The following is a 23114-nucleotide window of genomic DNA, read 5'->3' on the forward strand; positions in this document are numbered from 1 at the left end:
GCCGAGATTATCCGGGGCTGTTCTATGCTGCAACCCGGGAGACCGACGACGGGAAGAGCGGCGCGAGGTGGCGACTCACGGCATGTACCGACGGCGCGACACGCGCCGCGAGCAGCTGGTCGCCGAGATCACCAACAACCTCCGGCGGTACGCGGTGGACGCCCAGCAGGTCGGCCACGCCTTCGCCAACCTGAACGGCCTCAACCCGACCGACCTGCAGGCGTTGATCGCGGTGATGGACGCCGAGTTGCTCGGTGACCCGATCACTCCCGGCCGTCTCGGCGAGCAGCTGAACCTCTCCTCCGGCTCCGTCACGGCCCTGATCGACCGGCTGGAACGGGCCGGGCACATCCGCCGTGACCGGGACACGGTCGACCGGCGCAAGGTGCTGCTGCACTACGCCGACCAGGGCGCCACCCTGGCCATGGAGTTCTTCCGGCCGCTGGGCGCCCGTACCGACACGGTGATGGCCCGGTTCAGCGAGGACGAGCTGGAGGTGGTGCACCGGTTCATGGCGGAGATGAGCGAATCGCTGCGCGGGCACCGCGACGCGGTGCGCGCCGCCCGGCCGGAGTCACCCCGCCGCCCGACGGGCTGACCGGTGCCGGACCCCGTCACCCGCCTCGCCAGCGCCGCGCTGCGCCTGCCACCGACCCGCCCCGGCCCGGTGCGGGTCAGCCGTGACCTCCCGGTGCGGGCCCGCGACGGTGTGGTGCTGCGCACCAACCACTACGCCCCGGCCGTCCACGGCGCGCCGACCGTGCTGATCCGCACCCCCTACGGGCGGGGTGGACCGCTGCGGCTGCTCGGTCGGCTGCTCGCCGCCCGGGGTCGGCACGCGGTGATCCAGTCGTGCCGGGGCACCGGCGGCTCCGGTGGAACGTTCGCCCCGCTGGTGCACGAGCGCGACGACGGCGCGGACACGCTGGACTGGCTGCGTCGCCAGCCCTGGTGGTCCGGGCAACTCGGGATGTTCGGGGTCAGCTACCAGGGCTTCGCCCAGTGGGCCCTGGCCGCCGACGCCGGCGAGGAACTGCGGGCGATGGTCGCCGTGGTGACCGCCTCGGCGACCCGCGACTCGACGTACGCGGGGGAGTCCTTCGCCCTGGACACCGTGCTGACCTGGGCGGAGCTGCTGCACGCGCAGACCGTGCCGTGGCTGGCCCGGCAGTGGGAACTCAAGCGCGGGCAACCCCGGCTGGCCACCGCGCTGGAGCACCTCCCCCTGGCCGACGCCGACCGGGTGGCCACCGGTGTGACCATCCCGTTCTTCCAGGAGTGGCTACGCCACCACACACCGCAGGCCGCGTACTGGCGGAGCCGGGTCTTCGCCGACCAGGTCGCGAAGGTGCGGGCGCCGGTGGTCATGGTCACCGGATGGCACGACATCTTCCTGCCCGCCCAGCTCGACGACCACGCCGTGCTGCGCGCCGCCGGCACACCACCGCGCCTGGTGATCGGGCCGTGGACGCACGGCAGCCCCGGGCTGTTCGTGGCCGCGCTGCGCGAGGGGTTGGCCTGGCTCGACGAGCACCTGCCGGCCGCGTCTCGTACGCCCGTCCCGGCAGGACCAGCCCGGCCGCCCGTGCGCATCTACGTCGGCGGCGCCGGTGGCGGCTGGCGGGACCTGCCGGACTGGCCACCCCCGGCCGTCGAGACCCCCTGGCACCTGCAACCGGGTGGGGAGTTGGCGGCACGCCCACCTGTCGCGTCGACACCGGACACGTTCCGCTACGACCCGGCCGATCCCACCCCGTCGCTGGGCGGTCCACTGCTCGTCGCCCAACGGGCCGGCCCGGTCGACAACCGGCGCGTCGAGGCCCGTCCCGACGTGCTGACCTACACCAGTGCCCCGCTGACCGCGCCGGTCGAGGTGGTCGGCCCGGTCCGCGCCGAGATCCACGTCCGCAGTGATCTGCCGTACCTGGACGTGTTCGTTCGTCTGTGCGACGTGGACCGCCGGGGTCGCTCGTGGAACGTGTGCGACGGCCTGGTGCGGGTCACGCCCGAGCGCTTCCCGCCCGACTCTTCCGGGGCGCTGCGGATTCCGGTGCCACTCTGGCCGACCGCGTACCGCTTCGCCGCCGGGCACCGACTGCGGGTGCAGGTCTGCGGCGGCGCCCATCCACGGTGGGCCCGCAACCCCGGCACGGGGGAGCCGCTCGGCACGGCGGTGACGCTGCGTGCCGGTTGGCGGCAGGTTCTGCACGATCCGGCTCACCCGTCGGCGCTGCTGTTGCCAATCGTCCACTCTGACCCTCGGCAGTCTCCAGTTTGCACTGACCTGCTCTGAGCTGGGCGTTTGTCCAAAACGCGGGCTATGGTTGAGTCAACGCCCGGCGCCGTGCACCAGTAGGCCGGGCTCGCCCGAAGCCCAGCACCGCGTACGCGGTGTGACGTCGTGCCCGGTCCCCGCCTCTCGGAAAGGGGGACCCCATGACCCGGGCCCCGGCTAATCTTCTGGCCGTCCGAAGCCTGCTCCTCACTCACCTCGACAACGCCCCTGGGCCAGACGACCTGGACCCGGGCGAGGTCGGCATCGTCGGCGACTCGGCCCACCGGGGCGGCTACCACTGCGGATCGGACCGGGTCGTCACCGGCGACTACTCGGTGGTCGAGTCGCCCCGCGACCGGGCCGGGCTGACCCTCGACGCGGCGGCGTTGGACGTCGGCCAGTTCGATGTCCGCTCCGGTGGTCGTACGAACACGCTGCCCAGCTTCTCGGTCTGGTGCGTCGCGCAGTGCGCCGCGAACGCGGCCGACACCCGGGACATCCGGGAGATCATCTACAGCCCCGACGGCACCACTGTGAGGCGGTGGGATCGCCTCGGCAAGCGCACCAGCGGGGACAGCTCCCACCGCTGGCACACCCACTTCAGCTTCTTCCGCGACGCCATCAAGGCGGGCCGCGACCAGCGGCCCCTGTTCCGCCGCTACCTCAGCTCCATCGGACTCCTGGAGGACGACGACATGACCCCCGAAGAACACAACTGGCTGGCCACCGTCCACAAGAACCTCACAGTCCTGGACGGTCGCAACCCGATCGGGCAGATCTACACCCGGATGGCGATGGGTGAGGATGCCACGGTCCCGAACTTCGTCTCGGCGCACCCGACGTTGACGTCGCTCGCCGCCCAGGTGAGTGCGTTGCAGGCGGCGCTGATCGCGCTGTCCAACCGGGACTTCACCGACGAGCCGGCGATCGTCCAGGGCGTCCTGGCGTCGCTGACGCCGGAGAAGATCGCCGCAGCCATTCCGCCCACCATGGCCAAGCAGGTCGCCGACGAGCTGGCCCGCCGGCTGGTCGCCTGAGCGAGGGGCGGCCCGAGGCCGCCGGGCCGCCCCTCTTGGCGAACTCCGCAACGACTGTTGAGCAATAACTATTGCGCAAGAGTTGTTGCGGATGCCACCCTGTCGACATGGACAGCTCCGACGTACGCCAGATCATCGACTCCCGGGTGCTGGCCGCCATGTCCCACCCGCTGCGCCGCCGGCTGATGGACGTGTTCAAGGTCCACGGGCCCTCCACCGTCGGGCTGCTCGCCGAGCGCACCGACCAGGCCCCCGCGAACGTCAGCCACCACCTCAAGGTCCTCGCCGCCGCCGACCTGGTCACCGAGGCGCCCGAGCTGGCCCGGGACCGGCGCGAGCGGTGGTGGCGCCTGGTCGCCCGGGGGCTGCGGTGGTCCAACGCCGACTTCGACGCCGACCCGGCCGCCCGAGCGGTCGCCGACGCCGCCACCTCGCTCAACCTGGACCGGCACGTCGCCCTGGCCCGGGCCTGGCACGCCGCCGACGACAGCACCCAGGCCACCTGGAACGACGCGCCGTTCTCCACCGACCGCTGGCTACGCCTCACACCCGAGGAACTGGCCGAGCTGAGCCACGAGGTGATCGACGTCCTCGCGCGCTGGGCCGACCGGGAGCCACCCGACGACGACGCCGACCGCAGACCGGTCTTCGTGTTCGTCCACGGCGTACCGGCCCGACCGTGACCACCGCCACCCGCAGCGACCCCAGCGACGTCCGGCCGACCGCAGGGCTGCTGCGGCACCGCGACTTCCGGCTGCTCTGGGCCGGTCAGGCGGTCAGCAGCGTCGGCAGCAACGTCACCACTGTCGCGCTGCCCCTGGTCGCGGTCGCCGTCCTCGACGCCGGCACCTTCCAGGTGGCGGTGCTCACCGCCGCGGCCTGGCTGCCCTGGTTGCTGATCGGCCTGCCGGCCGGCGCGTGGGTCGACCGGCTGCCCCGCCGACCGGTGATGGTGATCTGCGACCTGCTCTGCGCGGTCGCCTTCCTCAGCGTGCCGCTGGCCGCCCTGTTGGACCGGCTCACCGTCGCGCAACTGCTCGTGGTCGCCCTCAGCGCGGGCGCCGCGCGGGTCTTCTTCGAAACCGCCGACCAGGTCTACCTGCCGGTGCTGCTGCGACCCGGACAACTGCCGGAGGGCAACGCCAAGCTCCAGGCGACCCAGACCGTCAGCTACGTCGTCGGACCCGGCCTCGCCGGTCTGATCGCCCAGCTCATCGGCGCCGTCGCCGCGCTGCTGCTGGACGCGCTCACGTTCCTGCTGTCCGCGGTGTTCCTCCTGCGCATCCGCACCCGCGAACCACGTGTACGCCCCTCGGAGCGGTCCCGGTCGCTGCGCCGGGACATCACCGAGGGGCTGCGCTTCGTCATCAGGGACCCGTACCTGCGGGTGCTCACGCTCTTCGGCGCGGCCAGCAACATCGGGCTGACCGGCTACCAGGCCGTCCTGGTGGTCTTCCTGGTCCGCGAACTGCGTCTCGAGCCGGGCCTGGTGGGTGGGCTCGTCGGGGTGATGAGCGCCGGCGGGATCATCGGCGCGCTGCTCGCCACCACTGTGGCCCGGCGCTACGGCACCGCGCGGGCGCTGCTGATCGCGGCGGCGCTCACCGGCCCGCCCGCGCTGCTCATCCCGCTCGCCGCGCCCGGCGTCGGGCTGGCCTGGCCAGCCCTCGGCGGCCTGCTGATCGGTCTCGGGGTGGCCATCGGCAACGTGGTCAAGGGTGCTTTCCGGCAGACCTACACGCCGCACCACCTGCTGGGCCGGGTGACGGTGAGCATGCATCTGCTCAACTACGGCACGATCCCGCTGGCGGCCGTGCTGGCCGGTGCCATCGGCGCACGTTACGGCGTCGAGACGGCAATTGTCGGGATGACCGCCTGGCTGGCGTTCACCCCGATGATTCTGTTGGTCGGGCCACTCCGGAGGCGGCGGGACCTGCCCGCCGCCCCGGCGGCGTCTTGAGTGCGCTGCGACGGCGGCCGGAGACCGGCCGCCGTCACCGGCACGGAGCTACATCGGGCGGACGTTGTCCGCCTGCGGACCCTTCTGCCCCTGGGTCACCTCGAACTCGACCTTCTGGCCCTCGTTGAGCTCCCGGTAGCCGCTCGAGGCGATGGCGGAGTAGTGGACGAACACGTCCGGCCCTCCACCGTCCTGCTCGATGAAGCCGAAGCCCTTTTCCGAGTTGAACCACTTAACCGTGCCGGTTGCCATGCATCTCTCCCTGTTCAAAGCGGCTGACCCTCGGCCTCTGGCCGATGATCGCCCGTACCTGTTCGACAGTAACGGGCAAAACCCCGATCCGCTGGCCGAAGTGCCGTAGGTATTTGACTGAACTCGGGTGAACTCTGCGCGGCGGCATGTGAAACCCGCCCCGACCAACCGCCGCTGGGGCATGCTTGCGCCGATGAGAGATGCCGCCGCCGACGCGCTGACCGAGCTGGAACGCGAGATTCACGCGCCCGGCGCCGGTCTGGACCGGCTCCGGTTGATGCCCACCCCGTTCGTCCCCGAGGTGCGGCTGCACCTGGCCGAGGACGCGATCGTCTGGTGGGCCCGGATGGAGGCAGCCGCCGGACACGCGCTGCCGGCACCGTACTGGGCGTCCGCCTGGGCCGGAGGACAGGCCCTGGCCCGCCACCTCCTCGACCACCCGGAGCTGGCCGCCGGCCGCCGGGTCCTCGACCTCGCCGCCGGGTCCGGACTGGTAGCCATCGCCGCCGCGCTCGCCGGCGCCGCGGAGGTGACCGCCAACGACATCGACCCGTACGCCGTCGCCGCCGTCACCCTCAACGCGCGAGCCAACCACGTCGCCGTCGAGGCCACCGGGGACGACCTGCTCGACAGCACCGAAGCGAAGGTCGACCTGGTCGTCGCCGGAGACGTCTTCTACGATCGGGCGATGGCCGACCGGATGCTGCCCTTCCTGCAGCGGGCCGCCGCCGCAGGTGCCGACGTGCTGGTCGGCGACCCTGGCCGCGGACACCTACCGACGGACCGTCTGACCGTGCTGGCCGACTACCCGGTGCCCACCACCGAACCGTCGGTCGACTCGTCGCTACGTCACGTGCAGGTGCTGCGTCCCGCCTGAGGCGGACCCCGACTCAGGGGCGACCCCGAGGCGGATACCAGGGGTCACTGGGGGCTACGACCCGATGTCCGAAGTGGTGCCACGGCCATAGCGTGGACGCATGACGCAATGGCTGGCCCAGATCGGAGAACTACCGATTCTGCTGCTGATGGGTGCGCTCGGGCTCGTCATGCTCTTCGACGCCGTACCCCTGCTGGGTGTCCTGGTCCCCGGCGACGTCGCGATCCTCGCCGCCGTCGGCGTCGGCCGCCCGAGCACCGGGCTGGCCACCTTCACCGCGGTGCTGATCGGCTGCCTGGCCGGCTGGTCGCTGAGCTTCCTGATCGGCCGTCGCTACTCCGACCGGCTGCGCGACAGCCGCGTCGGCGGCTGGATCGGCGAGGCCCGTTGGACAGCGGCCGAAGGCATCCTGCGTCGCGGCGGCGGCCGGATGATGATGGTCGCGCCGTTCCTGCCGGTCTTCAACGCGCTGCTGCCACTGGCCGCCGGCGGGCTGCGGATGTCGTACCGCCGATTTCTCGGCTGCGCGACGATCGGCGCGGCCGCCTGGGCCGGTCTCTACCTGGCCCTGGGCACCGCGTCGCGGTCGGTGGCCGGGCTGTTGCCGGGCGACCCCAGCCCGCTGCTGGTCACGATGGGGGTGGGGCTGGTGCTGGCTTCCGTCGCGTTGCTGGGGGCGCGGCGGCGGTTGTTCTCCGTCGTCGGCTGAGCTTTCTTCGTTCCCGGGGGGTCGCTGGGGCCGGGTTGCGGTGGGTGGGGGCGGGGGCCCGCCGTGCCCGGCTCCGGGCGGTCAGGCTTGATCCCTGCGCCGGGCACGGCGGGCCCCCGCCCCCGTCGTGGTTCCGGTTTGTGCGAGGGTGCCGCCGCCGTCGGTGGGTATTGATCTTGGTGGTTCTGTACCGACGGTTGGTGATCTTTGTTGGTGGTGGGGTGGGGGTTACCAGCCTCTGGCTTTCCACTGGGGGAGGGCGGGGCGCTCGGCGCCCAGGGTGCTGTCCTTGCCGTGACCCGGGTAGAACCAGGTGTCGTCCGGGAGCTGGTCGAACAGCTTGTTCTCGACGTCACCGATCAGCGCCGCGAAGCGCTCCGGGTCCTTGTCGGTGTTACCCACCCCGCCGGGGAAGAGACTGTCGCCGGTGAAGAGGTGCGGGGTGCCGGCCGGGTCGCGGTAGAGCAGCGCGATCGAACCCGGGGTGTGCCCCTTGATGTGGATGACCTCCAGCGCGCAGTCGCCGACCGCCACGGTGTCGCCGTCGGCCAGCCGCTCCGCCTCGATCGGCAAACCCGACGCGTCATCGGCGTGCACCAACGCCCGGGCGCCGGTCTTGGCGACGACCTCCTCCAGCGCCACCCAGTGATCCATGTGCTGGTGGGTCGTCACCACGGCGGTGAGCCCACCGTCACCGATCAGTTCGAGCAGCCGGGGCGCCTCGTTGGCGGCGTCGATCAGCACCTGGTCACCGGTGCCCGTGCAGCGCAGCAGGTAGGCGTTGTTGTCCATCGGACCCACCGACAGCTTGCTGATGGTCAGCCCGTCCAGCTCCCGAACCGCCGGTGCGCCGCCGTGCGTGACGTCTCCGCTGTATGTCATGACGTTTCTATATCCATTCCGGTGGAGTAGGCAGGGGACCGTCAGGGGTGACGGAGAGCTGGGCGCCGTCGGCGCGGCCGATCAGCCAGGCGGCGAGGTCGGGGGCGGGGCCGGCGACGACCGGGGCGTCCACGCGCTCCCCGATCACCACCTCATGCTCGCTGCCGTCGAGGCGCAGCACCATCGACGGCGGTGTCGGCCCCATGGCGTGATGACCGGCCGCCTCCCGCAGCAGACGGTGGGCGAACGTCTCCGACCAGTCCGCGGCCCGGTAGTCGGCGGCCAGATCGAGGTGGTGCACCTCGATCTCCCGCAGTCGACCCCAGACCAGCAGCGCCGCCGGCCACGGGCCCTTACGCGCCTGCACCGTCGCCGCCCAGGCGTCGGCCGGCATGGCCGCGACCGCCTCGGAGAACAGGTCCGCGGTGCGTCGCAGGTCGTCCAGGTGCGCGGCCGGCGGCCGGCCCGAACCGGCTTCGATGTCCGCGGTGCGGGCGTCCAGCGAGGCGTACATCGGCAGCGCCGCCCCGGTGCGGGCCGCGGTGAGCAGGTTGACGAAACCGTCGGCGTTGCGCGCCACATGCGCCAGCACGTGGCCGCGCGTCCAGCCCGGCAGCAGCGACGCGGCGGCCAGGTCCGCGGTGTCGAAAGAAGCGGCGGTACGCAGTAGTCGCCTGGTGGCCGCGTCCACCTCGCCCATCAGCAACAGCGGATCCGTTGTCACCCGTCGACCCTAGCGGTCCGCCGTCGCGCCGTCGCCGCGGAAATCGCTTTCGGCGCGTCGGCGCGCGACCTACCGTCAGCGGCAGACGCGGCACCGGGACATCGGACGGAGGTGGTGATCATGCCGGACGTGGCACGCGTGTTCCGCCATCACCAGCTTCGACACCGATGAGGATGCCATGACGATCGATCTGACCGCCCTCGGCTGGGACGCCGAGCGGACGGCGTACGCCGCGCGCCGCGGCGAGCACCAGCCGGGTCGGGTGGCCCGGGTGGACCGGGGGGTCTGCACGGTGCTCACCGCAGTCGGCCCGGTCCGGGCCAGCCTGGGTGGGGCGGTGCTGACCGTCGCCGCACGGGACCCGTCCGCGCTGCCCTGCGCCGGGGACTGGGTGCTGCTCACCCACTGGCCGGACCGCCGCGTCACAGTGGAGGTGGTGCTGCCGCGGCGAGGCGCGCTGATCCGGCGTACCGCCGGCAAGGACGCCAGCGGTCAGGTGCTGGCCGCCAACCTCGACGCCGCCGCCGTGGTGGAGCCGGTGCACCCCGAGCCGGACGTGGGCCGCATCGAGCGGCTGCTCTCCCTGGCCCACGAGTCCGGCGCCCGGCCACTTGTCGTACTGACCAAGGCGGACCTCGCGGCCGACCCGGCCGCGCTGGCCCGCCAGCTGGCCGCCGTCGCCCCCGGGGTGCCGGTGCTCCCGGTCAGCGCCGAACGTGGCCTCGGGCTGGAACCGTTGCGTGCCGAGGTGACGCCCGGCCGCACGCTCGGCCTGCTCGGCCCGTCCGGTGCGGGCAAGTCGAGCCTGGTCAACGCCCTCGTCGGGGCGGTGATGATGCCCACCCAGGCGATCCGGCGCGTCGACGGCAAGGGTCGGCACACCACCACCTGGCGGGCCCTCGTACCCATCCCCGGTGGCGGTGCGGTGATCGACACGCCCGGTGTCCGGGCGGTCGGCCTGCTGGACGGCGCGACCGGGCTCGACCGGGCGTTCGCCGACATCGCCGGGCTGGCCGAGGGTTGCCGGTACGCCGACTGCGGCCACGACGGCGAGCCGGCCTGCGCGGTCCGGGAGGCGCTGCACACCGGCGAGCTCTCCACCCGTCGGTGGGAGAGTTGGCGGCGGCTGCAGGGTGAGGTGGCCCACGAGAGCCGGCGGCGGGAGGCCCGGGTGGCGGCGGAGCGACGCGGCGGCTGGCGTTCGGCCCGGCGTCGGGCCGCGCGTCCGCCGACGCCCGGCGGCTACTGACCGGGCGCCCGCCGACGCGCGGGCGCCCGGGCCTGCGGGCGGCGCGGCCGACCGGGCTTGCGGGCGGCGCGGCCGACCGGGTTGAGCTGGGGGAATGGGCGGGCGAGGGAAACTGTCACACCTCGGGGCTAGAGTTGCCGAGGCGTGTTTTCCGCGCCCGTACGACCGCTCAAGACCACCCAGAGCGGGACAGATCCTTCGCTTCGTCTTCTCCCGGGAGTACACGCACCGTGGCCGACCGACTGATCATCCGTGGCGCGCGCGAGCACAACCTGCGTGACGTCAGTCTCGACCTGCCCCGGGACGCACTCATCGTGTTCACCGGGCTGTCCGGGTCGGGCAAGTCGAGCCTGGCCTTCGACACGATCTTCGCCGAGGGGCAGCGCCGCTACGTCGAGTCGCTCTCGTCGTACGCCCGGCAGTTCCTCGGCCAGATGGACAAGCCAGACGTCGACTTCATCGAGGGCCTGAGCCCGGCCGTCTCGATCGACCAGAAATCCACCTCGCGTAACCCGCGCTCGACGGTCGGCACCATCACCGAGGTCTACGACTACCTGCGTCTGCTCTACGCCCGCATCGGTGAGCCGCACTGCCCGGTCTGTGGTGAGCGCATCTCCCGGCAGAGCCCGCAACAGATCGTCGACCGGGTCCTCGCCATGGCCGAGGGCACCAAGTTCATGGTGCTCGCCCCGGTGATCCGTGGCCGCAAGGGCGAATATGTCGACCTCTTCGCCGAGCTGCAGGCCAAGGGCTATGCCCGGGCCCGGGTCGACGGCGTGGTTCACCCGCTGACCGAGCCGCCGAAGCTCAAGAAGCAGGAGAAGCACACCATCGAGGTGGTGATCGACCGGCTCACCGTCAAGCCGAGCGCCAAGCAGCGCCTCACCGACTCGGTCGAGGCCGCCCTGGGGCTGTCCAGCGGCCTGGTCCTGCTCGACTTCGTCGACCTTCCCGAGGACGACCCGGACCGCGAGCGCCGCTACTCCGAGCACCTGGCCTGCCCCAACGACCACCCGCTCGCCATCGAGGATCTCGAGCCTCGGGTCTTCTCCTTCAACGCGCCCTACGGCGCCTGCCCGGAGTGCACCGGCCTGGGCACCAAGAAGGAGGTCGACCCGGAGCTGCTGGTCCCCGACCCGGAGCGCAGCCTGCGTGAGGGCGCCATCCAGCCCTGGTCCACCGGGCACAACCTGGAATACTTCCTGCGCCTGCTGGAGGCGCTCGGCGAGGCCCAGCACTTCGACATCGACACGCCGTGGCGGGCGTTGCCGGCGCGGGCGCAGAAGACGATCCTGCACGGCTCCGACGACCAGGTGCACGTGCGCTACCGCAACAAGTACGGCCGTGAGCGCTCCTACTACACCGGCTTCGAGGGCGTGGTGCAGTGGATCGAGCGCCGGCACTCCGACACCGAGTCCGAGTGGTCCCGCGACAAGTACGAGGGCTACATGCGCGACGTGCCGTGTGCGGCATGCGGCGGTGCCCGGCTCAAGCCCGAGGTGCTCGCGGTCACGCTGGCCGGCAAGAGCATCGCCGAGGTCTGCAACCTGTCAGTGGGGGAGTGCGCCGACCTGCTCGCCGGCATCGAGCTGACCGACCGGCAGAAAATGATCGCCGAGCGGGTCCTCAAGGAGATCAACGCCCGGCTGCGGTTCCTGCTCGACGTCGGCCTGGACTACCTCTCCCTGGACCGCCCGGCCGGCACGCTCTCCGGCGGTGAGGCACAGCGCATCCGGCTGGCCACCCAGATCGGCTCCGGCCTGGTGGGCGTGCTCTATGTGCTCGACGAGCCGTCGATCGGGTTGCACCAGCGCGACAACCACCGGCTCATCGAGACCCTGATCCGGCTGCGCGGGCTCGGCAACACGCTGATCGTGGTGGAGCACGACGAGGACACCATCCGCACCGCCGACTGGATCGTCGACATCGGGCCCGGCGCGGGTGAGCACGGCGGCAAGATCGTGCACAGCGGCTCGGTGCCGGCGTTGCTGAAGAACAAGGAGTCGATCACCGGGGCGTACCTGTCCGGTCGGCGGTCGATCCCGACGCCGACGGGCCGCCGCCCGCAGGACCCGGCCCGCGAGCTGGTGGTGCACGGCGCGCGGGAGCACAACCTGCGCAACCTGACCGTCTCGTTCCCGCTGGGCCAGCTGATCGCGGTCACCGGGGTCAGCGGCTCGGGCAAGTCGACGCTGGTCAACGACATCCTGTACGCGGTGCTGGCCAACCAGATCAACGGCGCCCGGCTGGTGCCCGGCCGGCACACCCGGGTCTCCGGGCTGGAGCACGTGGACAAGGTCGTCGGCGTGGACCAGTCGCCGATCGGCCGCACGCCGCGCTCCAACCCGGCCACCTACACCGGCGTCTGGGATCACGTCCGCAAGCTCTTCGCCGAGACCACCGAGGCGAAGGTGCGCGGGTACGGTCCGGGCCGGTTCTCCTTCAACGTCAAGGGCGGGCGCTGCGAGGCGTGCTCGGGTGACGGCACCATCAAGATCGAGATGAACTTCCTCCCTGACGTGTACGTCCCCTGCGAGGTCTGCAAGGGCGCCCGGTACAACCGGGAAACCCTGGAGGTGCACTACAAGGGCAAGACCGTCTCGGACGTGCTGGAGATGCCGATCGAGGAGGCCGCCGAGTTCTTCTCCGCCATCCCGGCCATCCACCGGCACCTGAAGACCCTTGTCGACGTCGGCCTGGGCTACGTCCGCCTCGGCCAGCCCGCGCCGACCCTCTCCGGCGGTGAGGCGCAGCGGGTCAAGCTCGCCTCCGAGCTGCAGAAGCGCTCCACCGGGCGGACGGTCTACGTGCTCGACGAGCCGACCACCGGTCTGCACTTCGAGGACATCCGCAAGCTCCTGATGGTGCTGGAAGGGCTTGTCGACAAGGGCAACACGGTGATCACGATCGAGCACAACCTCGACGTGATCAAGACCGCGGACTGGCTGATCGACATGGGTCCCGAGGGTGGCCACCGTGGCGGCACAGTGCTCGCCACCGGCACCCCCGAGGAGGTCGCCGAGGTGGCCGACAGCCACACCGGCGAGTTCCTGCGCCAGGTGCTCAAGCTCGACGGCAAGGCCAAGGGTGCGGCTGCCGCCACCACCCGGGCCGCCAAGGCCAACGGCGTGACCAAGGCGCGGGCCAGCCGTAAGGTGCCGGCCGCGCGTTGACCAATCTGTGCGTGTTCGCGGGGGCGGGGCGGGTCGGTTGACGACCCGCCCCGCCCCATTTGCCGGGTCGGACGAGTACGCGATGAACCATCCGGCACAGTTGCCCGTGTGGAGAAGTGTGGCCGGCTTTCGACCGGCAGCGGGCTAGAGAGAGGCGAGGCATGAGTGACGATCAGGCGCTGACCGGTTCGGGTACGCAGACACGTCGTACCCTGCTCACCGGCGTCGGGGCGGTCGGCGCGGCCGTCGTGCTGGCTGCCTGCGGCAGCGACGACGGCGGCAACGGCAGCGGCAGTGACGCACCCACCAGTGGTGGCCCCGCCGTACCCAGCACCGGTGACGCCGGCGGCGGCGACCGGCAGAACGCGCAGTCGTTGGCCACCACCGCCGACATCCCGGTCGGAGGCGGCAAGGTCCTCGCCGCCGAAGGTGTGGTCATCACCCAGCCCGCGGCGGGCCAGTTCAAGGGCTTCAGCCCGATCTGTACGCACCAGAACTGCCCGGTGACGAACGTCGACGGCGGCACCATCAACTGCACCTGCCACGGCAGCAAGTTCTCGATCGAGGACGGCTCGGTGAAGGCCGGCCCGGCCACCAAGCCGCTGCCGCCCAAGAACATCAAGGTCACCGGCGATCAGATCTCGCTGGCCTGATCCGACGCGGGGCCGGCGGGCCGGCCCGGCCGCACGCTGACCGGTCGGTCGGCCCGGCGTCGCAGGGTCGACCCGCGTTTCGGGAAGCCGGGGTGTCAGCGGGGTGTCGACACCCCGGCTTTCGGGACGCCGAGTGGATCACGCCTGCGGTGGGCTGTCGGTGCTGCGGACTAGGCTTGTCGGCGTGGCTGACCCCTCGACCTACCGCCCCGCACCCGGCACCATCCCGGAGCTACCGGGGGTCTACCGCTTTCGCGACGGCACCGGCCGGGTGATCTACGTCGGCAAGGCGCGAAATCTGCGCAGCCGGCTCAACTCCTACTTCGGCGACGTCTGGAACCTGCACGAGCGCACCCGGCAGATGGTCACCACCGCCGAGTCGGTGGACTGGATCACCGTTGGCACCGAGGTCGAGGCGCTCCAGCAGGAGTTCACCTGGATCAAGCAGTACGACCCGCGGTTCAACGTCCGCTACCGCGACGACAAGTCGTACCCCTATCTCGCCGTCACCCTCGACGAGGAGTACCCCCGGCTGCAGGTGATGCGCGGCGCCAAGCGCAAGGGTGTGCGTTACTTCGGTCCCTACTCGCATGCCTGGGCCATCCGGGAGACCCTCGACCTGCTGCTGCGGGTCTTCCCCGCGCGGACGTGCTCCGCCGGGGTGTTCAAGCGGGCCGGCCAGGTCGGTCGTCCCTGCCTGCTGGGCTACATCGGCAAGTGCTCGGCGCCGTGCGTCGGCACCGTCTCCGCCGAGGAACACCGGGCCATCGTCGACGGGTTCTGCGACTTCATGGCCGGGCGCACCGACACCATGGTCCGCAAGATCGAACGCGAGATGACCGAGGCGAGCGAGCAGCTGGAGTTCGAGCGGGCCGCCCGGCTGCGCGACGACGTGGCCGCCCTGCGCCGGGCCATGGAGAAGCAGACAGTGGTGCTCGGCGACGGCACCGACGCGGACGTCGTCGCGTTCGCCGACGACCCGCTCGAGGCGGCTGTGCAGGTCTTCCACGTCCGCGACGGCCGGGTCCGCGGCCAGCGCGGTTGGGTGGTGGAGAAGACCGAGGATCTGACCACCGGGGACCTGGTGCACCACTTCTGCACCCAGGTGTACGGCGGCGAGCACGGCGAGGCCGACGTGCCTCGGGAACTGCTGGTCCCCGAGTTGCCCGCGGACGCCGACGCGCTGGCCGAGTGGCTCTCCGACCATCGGGGCAGTCGGGTGTCGCTGCGAGTGCCGCAGCGCGGCGACAAACGCTCACTGATGGAGACGGTGGAACGCAACGCCAAGGACGCGCTGGCCCGGCACAAGCTCAAGCGCTCCGGTGACCTGACCACCCGGGGCAAGGCACTGGACGAGATCAGCGAGGCGCTGGGCATGAGCACGTCGCCGCTGCGCATCGAGTGTTTCGACATCTCCCAGATCCAGGGCACCGACGTGGTCGCCAGCATGGTGGTCTTCGAGGACGGGTTGCCGCGCAAGAGCGAGTACCGGCGGTTCATCGTCCGCGGCGCCACCGACGACCTCTCCGCGATGTCCGAGGTGCTGCGTCGGCGCTTCGCCCGCTACCTGGACGCAAGGGCCGAGACGGGCGAGGTGGGCGTGGAGTCGGCCGACGACTCGGCCGCCCCCCAGGACGCGCTCGAGTCCCAGGTCGGCGTCCTGATCGATCCGACCACCGGCCGGCCCCGAAAATTCGCGTACCCGCCGCAGCTGGTGGTCGTCGACGGCGGCGCCCCACAGGTCGCGGCCGCCGCGCAGGCACTCGCCGACCTGGGCATCGACGACGTGGCCCTGTGCGGACTGGCCAAGCGGCTGGAGGAGGTGTGGCTCCCGGACGACGAGTTCCCGGTCATCCTCCCGCGCACCTCCGAGGGGCTCTACCTGCTGCAACGGGTGCGTGACGAGGCGCACCGGTTCGCCATCACCTTCCATCGGCAGCGCCGCTCCAAGCGGATGACCGAGTCGGCACTTGACCACGTGCCCGGCCTGGGCGAGGTGCGTCGCAAGGCGCTGCTGCGGCACTTCGGCTCGCTCAAGCGACTCTCGGCCGCGACGGCTGAAGAGATCACCGAGGTGCCTGGGGTGGGGCGGCGTACCGCCGAGGCGATCCTGGTCGCCCTGGACAAGGACACGAAGGCCGGCGACGGCGCCGAGGTGAAGCCCAGCACCTGAGCACTGTCGTCGCTCGCCCGGCCGGAGGCGCAGCCGACCCGCCCACGCTGACTGTTTTCGCCCGCCCCTTCGTCGGCGGTCGCGCCCCCATGATCGTGCTCGATCCTGGATGTAGTGGCCTCGTGGCGCAGGGAGGGGACTGTTTCCTGGATCGAGCACATCTAGCGGCGGTCCGCGCCGGGCTCTGCCCCCGCCTCCGACCGGGTCCGGGGCGGACGAACGGCGCAGACCGGCATGATCCACTCGGCTTTTATGAAGTCGGTGCATCCCCGCCGCCGGGACACCGCGACTTTCAGGAACCCGAGTGGATCACGCCGTCATGGCCTCCGTGTCGGGTTCGCCCCGGCCGCTGGGTGGGTGGTTTGTCGGGTTTGCCCTTGGGTGTCGGGTGGTCCGGGCCACCCCGGCGGCGGAATCGGCGGCCGGGCCGGGTCGTTATACCTGGCAGACCACCGCAACAGTCCAGGTCATGGCGGGCCGACCCCCGCCGGGAACACCCGCCAGGCCGCCCCGGTTACATCCCCCGGACGCCCGAGCAGCACAACGGCCGGGCACGGCAGCCGCCGGGAACACCGGCCGGGCAGCCCCGGTTACATCCCCGAACCGCCGAGCACCACAACGGCCAGGCAGCCGCGGGGAACACCCGCCCGGCAGCCCTGGTTACATCCCCCGCACGGCCGAGCAGCACAACGGCCGACCCCGGGTAGGCGGAATGATTCGCCACCGGCACCCGTTGCACCCTGTCCCGACGCCGACCCCCTCGTCGCGGGTCACCGGGCAGAACCCCTTCGCACTTCCCCCGCACGCACTGATTCCCCGTTGAGTGCCGTGCGGGCACCCCCGACGCCAGAGGAGCACGCCATCATGCGTACCGATCTGATCCGTAAGACCGCCCTGACCGCTGCTGGCCTCGCGTTCACCGGCGGCGCCATCGCCGGACCGGTGACCGCCGCGTACGCCGCGTCGGATGCCAAGCCGGCCACCCAGACGCAGAGCGACCGTAAGCCCGCCGGTGAGCGTCAGCTCGGTGTGCGCTACGAGGCCCAGCCGAACTTCTACTACTGCGGCCCGGCCGCCACGCGTAACGCCCTGTCCGTGCAGGGCAAGGAGATCAGCGTGGACGCCATGGCCAAGGAGATGGGCACCACCGAGGCCGGCACCAACTCCATCAACGACATCACCCCGGTGCTGAACAAGGAGACCGGTAAGAACGACGCCTACCGGTCCGTGGAAATCAGCACCCCGGATGCCGACGCCAAGCAGACCGACCGGCTGCGCGCCGACATCGTCAAGACCGTTGACGACGGCCGGGCCGTGGTCGCCAACATCGCCGGCACCAGCGTCGACACCGACGGCGGCGTGCACTCCTTCGAGGGCGGGCACTACATCAGCGTCGTGGGTTACCGCGACGGCGGGAACGTGGTGAAGATCGCCGACTCCGCCGATGCGAACACCGCCTCCTACGAGGTCACCGTCGAGCACCTCGCCGACTGGATCGCCACCCGCGGCTACGCCACCAGCTGACCCAGCACAACACCGGAGGGCCGGACCCCACCACGGGGCCCGGCCCTTCGGCATGACCTCAGTCTGTGGCGAGGACGGTCAGGATCTGCTCGCCGTACTTGGCGAGTTTGTTCTCGCCGACTCCGCTGACCCGGGACAGGTCGGCCAGCGTGCTGGGCGCGTCGCTGGCGATCTGTCGCAGCGTGGCGTCGTGGAAGATGACGTACGCCGGGACGCCCTGCTCCTTGGCGCTGGTCGCGCGCCAGGCTCGCAGCCGCTCGAACAGCGACGCGGCGGCCGGGGTCAGCTCGGCCACCACGGTGGACGCGCCGCGCGGCTTCGACGAGCGGCTCGATGCCGGCTTCTCCGGCTCGCGGCGCATGGTGACCGTACGGCGGCGGGCGAGGACGTCGGCGCTCGCCTCGGTCAGCGCCAGCGTGCCGTAGTCGCCCTCCACGGCGAGGAGCCCTTCGGCGAGCAGTTGCCGGACGACGCCCCGCCACTCGGCCTCGCTGTGCTCGGAGCCGATGCCGAAGACGGTCAGCGAGTCGTGACCGTACTGGCTGATCTTGTCGGTTTGCTTGCCGAGCAGGATGTCGATGCAGTGCCCGGCGCCGAAGCGTTGGTTGCGTTCGCGGTCGAGGCGGAAGACGGCGGAGAGCAATTTCTGGGCGGCGACGGTGCCGTCCCAGGACTCCGGTGGGGTGAGGCAGGTGTCGCAGTTGCCGCAGGCGGCCGTCGTCGTCTCGCCGAAGTATTCGAGCAGTTGGACCCGCCGGCAGCGCACCGTCTCGCAGAGGGCGAGCATCGCGTCCAGGTGCGCGGCCAGGTTGCGGCGGTGGGCGAGGTCGCCGTCGGACGTCTCGATCATCTTGCGTTGCTGGACCACGTCCTGAAGCCCGTACGCCAGCCAGGCGGTGGACGGCAGGCCGTCACGGCCGGCGCGGCCGGTCTCCTGGTAGTAACCCTCGACGGACTTGGGCAGGTCGAGGTGGGCGACGAACCGCACGTCGGGCTTGTCGATGCCCATGCCGAAGGCGATGGTGGCCACCATGACCAGGCCGTCTTCGCGCAGGAAACGCTGCTGGTTGCGAGCGCGGGTGCCCGCGTCCAGCCCCGCGTGGTAGGGCAGCGCGGCGACCCCGTTGGCGGTGAGGAACTCCGCCGTCTTGTCGACCGAGGCCCGGGACAGGCAGTAGACGATGCCGGCGTCGCCGGGGTGCTCGTCGCGCAGCAGGGTCAGCAACTGCTTGCGGGGTTCCCGCTTGGGCACGATCCGGTACTGGATGTTGGGCCGGTCGAAGCTGGCCACGAAGTGCCGGGCGTCGTCGAGGTTGAGCCGGGTCGCGATCTCGGTGCGGGTGGCGCTGGTCGCGGTGGCGGTCAGGGCGATGCGGGGCACCTGCGGCCAGCGTTCGTGCAGCATCGAGAGCGCGAGGTAGTCGGGGCGGAAGTCGTGCCCCCACTGGGAAACACAGTGCGCCTCGTCGATCGCGAACAGGGAGATGCGGCCGCGGTCGAGCAGGGCGAGGGTGGATCGGACGCCGAGCGCCTCCGGGGCCAGGTAGAGCAGGTCCAGCTCGCCGGCGACGAAGGCGGCCTCCACCCGCCGCCGGGCGTCCAGGGTCTGGGTCGAGTTGAGGAACCCGGCGCGGACGCCGACCGCGGTGAGGGCGTCGACCTGGTCCTGCATGAGCGCGATCAGTGGGGACACGACGACGGCGACGCCGTCACGGACCAGGGCCGGGATCTGGTAGCACAGGGACTTACCGCCACCGGTGGGCATCAACACCAGCGCGTCGCCGCCGGCGACCACATGGTTGATCACGTCCTGCTGGAAACCACGGAACGCGTCGTAGCCGAAGACCCGGCCCAGCACGTCCAGGGCGTCGGATGCGGTGCGCAGGTCGGTGGGAGAAGCCATCCGGGGAGTCTACGAGCCGACGCCGACAGCGCCCGCCCGGCGCACCCGGGTCGGGTGGGCCGGACGGGCGAGGCGGTCAGCCGGGCTGGCTGGGCCGGTTGGCCAGGCCGCGCGGCGGCGCCTTCATCCCGACCACGATGTCGACGATCTCGATGTAGCGGGCCTTGTTGCCCATGCGGAAGGCGGTGGCCGCCGCGTTGATCTCCTCGAGGGTGTCGGCCTCGACCATGGTGACCTGGTCGTACTTGCCGTTCACCCCGGTGCAGACGACGTGGGTGAGCTGCTTGGCGAAGCGGCCCAGGTCGCGGGCGTGCTCGGCGGAGATCTCGTGGATGCCCTCGCGGCCGAGGGCGAAGTACTCGGGGCTGATTCGCATGAACAGGAAGCCGACGTACTTGTTCTTGTCCGCCAGGTCGTGCATCGCACCCTCCAGATGTCGGTCTGACCTGCGACGATCACGTTGAGCGTATTGACAACTACTGATCGTCATCAAGCGTGTGCGCTGTCGGGAGGGCGACCCTCGAAATGGCCCGCGGCCGCCGCCCGGCCACGGGTGCCTGGCGGAGACCCGGCGGCGGGATAGAGTCGCTGATTGACCAATCGCGGCCGACGGCGGCCGCGGCGCCACGGCTTGGGGGTACGGGTGAGCGAGGCGCGCACAGCCGGTGACCGGATCGACGGCCCGGATGCCGATGACGAGCAGATGGCGGCTGAGTCGGAGACCACACTGGTGGTGGTCACCGGCCTCTCCGGGGGTGGGCGCAGCACTGTGGCCCGGGCGTTGGAGAACGTCGGCTACTACGTCGTGGACAACCTGCCGCAGGCCCTGATGCTGGACATGGCCGAGCTGGCCTTCAAGGCGGGCGGCGCGGCCCGGCGTACCGCAATGGTGCTGGACGTGCGGTCGCGGGCCTTCTCCACCGACCTGGCCGGGGCGATCCGGGAGCTCAAGGAGCGCGGCTTCTCGCCCCGGGTGGTCTTCGTCGACGCCGACGACGAGGTGCTGATCCGGCGGTTCGAGAGCGTTCGGCGCTCGCATCCGTTGCAGGGTGACGGGCGGCTTGCCGACGGCATCGCCGTGGAGCGCGGCCTGCTGGAGGAGGCCCGTGACCAGGCCGACGTGATCATCGACACCAGCCACCTGAACGTCAACCAGCTCCGGCGCCGCATCGAGGAGTTGTTCGGCGGCGAGGACGCCCGCCGGCTGCGGCTCACCGTGTTGTCGTTCGGCTTCAAGTACGGCCTGCCACCGGACGCCGATTTCGTGTTGGACGCCCGTTTCCTGCCCAACCCGTACTGGGTGCCGGAGCTGCGTGAGCACACCGGGCGGGAGGAGGCGGTCAGCGCGTACGTGCTGGGCCAGGAGGGCGCGGACGCCTTCGTCGCCTCGTACGCCGACCTGGTCAACGCCACCACGACCGGCTTCGAGCGGGAGGGCAAGCGGTACCTCACCGTCGCCGTGGGCTGCACCGGCGGCAAGCACCGCAGCGTCGCCATCGCCGAGGAGTTGGCCAGCCGACTGCGTCACTCCGGGTTGGCGGCGAACGCCCAGCACCGCGACCTGGGGCGGGAATGACGGCCCTGCGGGTGGTGGCGTTCGGCGGCGGGCACGGCCTGTCCGCCTCGTTGCGTGCGCTGCGCCACTGCGCTCCCGAACTCGACCTCGACATCACCGCGGTGGTCACGGTGGGTGACGACGGTGGTTCCAGTGGTCGGCTGCGGGCCGAGCGGGGTGGCCTGCCGCCGGGAGATCTGCGCCAGGCGCTGGTGGCGTTGGCGGGGGACCACCCGGCCACCCGGCGCAGCGCCGGGTTGTTCCAGCACCGCTTCACCGCCGTACCGGTGGGCGTACCCGGGCCCGGCGCGACGGGCCCGGGCCCGTCGGCGGGCGGCGACCCGGGCGGCGACCCGGACCGGGACGGCGCGGCTCCGCGCGGCACGGACACGACCCCGCGCGGCACCGACGGGGCGTCGGCCGGGACCGACGGTCTGACCGGGCACGCCGTGGGCAACCTGGTGCTCTGTGGCCTCATGGAGCTGCTCGGCGACCCGGTGGCAGCGCTTGAGCACGCCGGCGCGATGCTCGGCGCGGTGGGCCGGGTGTTGCCGATGTCCCGCCAACCGGTCGGCATCGAGGCGCGGGTACGCGGTGCCGACCCGGCCGCCCCGGACGAGGTGCGCACGGTCAGTGGCCAGCACCAGGTGGCCGTAACCACCGGGCGGGTCGAGTCGTTGCGCCTCACCCCGAGCGCCCCAGCGGCGTGCGCCGAGGCCATCGAGGCGATCCGGGCGGCCGATTGGTTGATCTTCGGGCCGGGCAGCTGGTACACGAGTGTGCTTCCGCACCTGCTGGTGCCGCAGTTGGCCGACGCGATCGTGTCCACCTCGGCCCGGCGGCTGGTCACGCTGAACCTCGCCGCGGAGAAGGAGACCCTCGGGCTGTCCGTCGCCGATCATCTCGCGGCGCTGCACTGGTACCTGCCCGAACTCAAGGTCGATCTTGTGCTCGCCGATGCCAAGGCGGTGGGTGACCCCGAACCGGTCGAACGTGCGGCAGAATCGCTGGGTGCCCGCCTGGTCCTCGCCCCCGTCGCCGTTGTCGACGGGACTCCCCGCCATGATCCGGCTGCCCTGGGCGCCGCGCTGGTGCCTGTCCTGGGCGCCGATCGTTAGACACGTACGTAATCTCCGGCGACACGCCGGAACAGGTCCGTGAGGGGACGCACAATGGCGATGACGGCCGCGGTCAAGGACGAGCTGAGTCGGGTCGACGTGCCCAAACCCTGCTGTCGGCGGGCGGAGATGGCCGCGCTGCTGCGCTTCGCCGGCGGGCTGCACATCGTTTCCGGCCGCGTGGTGGTGGAGGCTGAACTGGACACCGGGGCGGTGGCCCGCCGGCTGCGCCGGGAGGTCGCCGAGGTCTACGGCTACCCCAGCGAGATCCACGTGCTGGCCTCCGGTGGGCTGCGCAAGGGCAGCCACTTCATCGTTCGGGTGGTCAAGGACGGCGAGGCCCTGGCGCGGCAGACCGGCCTGCTCGACGTGCGGGGTCGCCCGGTGCGTGGGCTGCCCCCGCACGTGGTGGCGGCAAACGTCTGCTGCGCGGTCTCCGCGTGGCGTGGCGCGTTCATGGCCCACGGTTCGCTCACCGAGCCGGGCCGCTCCAGCGCGCTGGAGATCACCTGCCCGGGGCCGGAGTCGGCGTTGGCGCTGGTCGGCGCGGCCCGCCGGATCGGCATCACAGCGAAGAACCGCGAGGTACGCGGGGTGGACCGGGTGGTCGTCAAGGACGGTGACGCGATCGCCGCGCTGCTCACCCGGATCGGCGCGCACTCCAGCGTGTTGGCCTGGGAGGAGCGCCGGGTACGCCGTGAGGTGCGGGCCACCGCCAACCGGCTCGCCAACTTCGACGACGCCAACCTGCGCCGTTCGGCGCGGGCGGCGGTCGCCGCGGCCGCCCGGGTCACCCGTGCGCTGGAGATCCTCGCCGACGAGGCGCCCAACCACCTGACCGACGCCGGTCGGCTGCGCCTGGAGCACCGCCAGGCGTCGCTGGAGGAGTTGGGGGCCCTGGCCGACCCCCCGCTGACCAAGGACGCCATCGCGGGGCGGATCCGCCGGCTCCTGGCGCTGGCCGACAAGCGGGCCCGCGACCTTGGCATCCCGGATACGGAAGCTGCCGTCACGCCCGACATGCTCGTGGTCTGATAGGACGGTGGGGCC

20 protein-coding genes are annotated in these 23114 nt (G+C 71.6%); 15 read left to right on the plus strand and 5 right to left on the minus strand.

The annotated features are described in order from the left end of the window. Positions 1–82: 82 nt before the first annotated feature. The 5 genes from PSH03_RS02765 (at position 83) to PSH03_RS02785 (ending at position 5272) form a co-directional block, all read left to right on the plus strand. Complete coding sequence (locus tag PSH03_RS02765) at positions 83–598, plus strand: MarR family winged helix-turn-helix transcriptional regulator (RefSeq protein WP_210787200.1); 516 nt, start codon at positions 83–85, stop codon at positions 596–598. Positions 599–601: 3 nt separating this feature from the next. Then, the gene (locus tag PSH03_RS02770) at positions 602–2293 is read left to right on the plus strand and encodes a CocE/NonD family hydrolase (protein WP_238688152.1); all 1692 of its coding nucleotides are present in this window, start codon (positions 602–604) and stop codon (positions 2291–2293) included. 143 nt (positions 2294–2436) lie between these two features. After that, positions 2437–3312, plus strand: a complete 876-nt coding sequence (locus PSH03_RS02775) for a hypothetical protein (RefSeq protein WP_238688153.1) — start codon at positions 2437–2439, stop codon at positions 3310–3312. A 107-nt stretch (positions 3313–3419) separates the two neighbouring features. Further along, complete coding sequence (locus PSH03_RS02780; RefSeq protein WP_238688154.1) at positions 3420–3995, plus strand: ArsR/SmtB family transcription factor; 576 nt, start codon at positions 3420–3422, stop codon at positions 3993–3995. Then, positions 3992–5272 (plus strand): MFS transporter, encoded by a 1281-nt coding sequence (locus PSH03_RS02785; RefSeq protein WP_238688155.1) that lies wholly within the window; start codon positions 3992–3994, stop codon positions 5270–5272. Before PSH03_RS02780 ends, PSH03_RS02785 begins: the two co-directional genes overlap by 4 nt. 48 nt (positions 5273–5320) lie before the next feature. Here the strand turns inward: PSH03_RS02785 and PSH03_RS02790 are convergent, their stop codons facing one another. Beyond that, positions 5321–5524, minus strand: a complete 204-nt coding sequence (locus PSH03_RS02790) for a cold-shock protein (protein WP_007462771.1) — start codon at positions 5522–5524, stop codon at positions 5321–5323. A gap of 193 nt (positions 5525–5717) precedes the next feature. On the opposite strand from PSH03_RS02790, the gene PSH03_RS02795 reads away from it, so the two are divergent. Both PSH03_RS02795 and PSH03_RS02800 read left to right on the plus strand, forming a co-directional pair. Beyond that, complete coding sequence (locus PSH03_RS02795) at positions 5718–6401, plus strand: class I SAM-dependent methyltransferase (RefSeq protein ID WP_307850698.1); 684 nt, start codon at positions 5718–5720, stop codon at positions 6399–6401. 100 nt (positions 6402–6501) lie between these two features. Beyond that, the gene (locus PSH03_RS02800; protein ID WP_238688156.1) at positions 6502–7110 is read left to right on the plus strand and encodes a DedA family protein; all 609 of its coding nucleotides are present in this window, start codon (positions 6502–6504) and stop codon (positions 7108–7110) included. Positions 7111–7338: 228 nt separating this feature from the next. Here the strand turns inward: PSH03_RS02800 and PSH03_RS02805 are convergent, their stop codons facing one another. Both PSH03_RS02805 and PSH03_RS02810 read right to left on the minus strand, forming a co-directional pair. Then, positions 7339–7992, minus strand: a complete 654-nt coding sequence (locus tag PSH03_RS02805; RefSeq protein ID WP_210787635.1) for an MBL fold metallo-hydrolase — start codon at positions 7990–7992, stop codon at positions 7339–7341. Positions 7993–7999: 7 nt separating this feature from the next. Then, positions 8000–8716, minus strand: coding sequence for a maleylpyruvate isomerase family mycothiol-dependent enzyme (locus tag PSH03_RS02810; RefSeq protein ID WP_210787634.1), 717 nt, complete (start codon positions 8714–8716; stop codon positions 8000–8002). A 178-nt stretch (positions 8717–8894) separates the two neighbouring features. Here PSH03_RS02810 and rsgA point away from each other — a divergent pair, with 178 nt between their 5' ends. The 5 genes from rsgA (at position 8895) to PSH03_RS02835 (ending at position 17488) form a co-directional block, all read left to right on the plus strand. After that, the gene (rsgA, locus tag PSH03_RS02815) at positions 8895–9965 is read left to right on the plus strand and encodes a ribosome small subunit-dependent GTPase A (RefSeq protein ID WP_238688157.1); all 1071 of its coding nucleotides are present in this window, start codon (positions 8895–8897) and stop codon (positions 9963–9965) included. 230 nt (positions 9966–10195) lie between these two features. Beyond that, entirely contained in the window at positions 10196–13138 is a 2943-nt protein-coding gene (uvrA, locus tag PSH03_RS02820; protein WP_238688158.1) for an excinuclease ABC subunit UvrA, read from the plus strand. 161 nt (positions 13139–13299) lie between these two features. Further along, positions 13300–13791 (plus strand): Rieske (2Fe-2S) protein, encoded by a 492-nt coding sequence (locus PSH03_RS02825; protein WP_238688159.1) that lies wholly within the window; start codon positions 13300–13302, stop codon positions 13789–13791. A gap of 184 nt (positions 13792–13975) precedes the next feature. Then, on the plus strand, positions 13976–15964 hold the full coding sequence (gene uvrC, locus PSH03_RS02830; RefSeq protein ID WP_238688160.1) for an excinuclease ABC subunit UvrC: 1989 nt from the start codon (positions 13976–13978) through the stop codon (positions 15962–15964). An 864-nt stretch (positions 15965–16828) separates the two neighbouring features. Beyond that, positions 16829–17488, plus strand: coding sequence for a C39 family peptidase (locus tag PSH03_RS02835; RefSeq protein WP_238688161.1), 660 nt, complete (start codon positions 16829–16831; stop codon positions 17486–17488). 58 nt (positions 17489–17546) lie between these two features. Here the strand turns inward: PSH03_RS02835 and recQ are convergent, their stop codons facing one another. Together recQ and PSH03_RS02845 are read right to left on the minus strand one after the other, a co-directional pair. Beyond that, entirely contained in the window at positions 17547–19391 is a 1845-nt protein-coding gene (gene recQ, locus PSH03_RS02840) for a DNA helicase RecQ (protein WP_238688162.1), read from the minus strand. A 76-nt stretch (positions 19392–19467) separates the two neighbouring features. After that, positions 19468–19812, minus strand: coding sequence for a hypothetical protein (locus PSH03_RS02845; protein WP_210785007.1), 345 nt, complete (start codon positions 19810–19812; stop codon positions 19468–19470). 282 nt (positions 19813–20094) lie between these two features. On the opposite strand from PSH03_RS02845, the gene rapZ reads away from it, so the two are divergent. The 3 genes from rapZ to whiA are packed head-to-tail and all read left to right on the plus strand — an operon-like array spanning position 20095 to position 23099. Next, the gene (gene rapZ, locus PSH03_RS02850) at positions 20095–20967 is read left to right on the plus strand and encodes an RNase adapter RapZ (protein ID WP_210785016.1); all 873 of its coding nucleotides are present in this window, start codon (positions 20095–20097) and stop codon (positions 20965–20967) included. After that, positions 20964–22064: a gluconeogenesis factor YvcK family protein gene (locus PSH03_RS02855; protein WP_238688163.1), complete on the plus strand. Its 1101-nt coding sequence runs from the start codon at positions 20964–20966 to the stop codon at positions 22062–22064. Before rapZ ends, PSH03_RS02855 begins: the two co-directional genes overlap by 4 nt. 54 nt (positions 22065–22118) lie before the next feature. Then, positions 22119–23099, plus strand: a complete 981-nt coding sequence (gene whiA, locus PSH03_RS02860; RefSeq protein WP_210785006.1) for a DNA-binding protein WhiA — start codon at positions 22119–22121, stop codon at positions 23097–23099. Positions 23100–23114: the final 15 nt, after the last annotated feature.

Source organism: Micromonospora salmantinae, from assembly GCF_022230905.1.
In the GTDB taxonomy this organism is placed as follows: domain Bacteria; phylum Actinomycetota; class Actinomycetes; order Mycobacteriales; family Micromonosporaceae; genus Micromonospora; species Micromonospora salmantinae.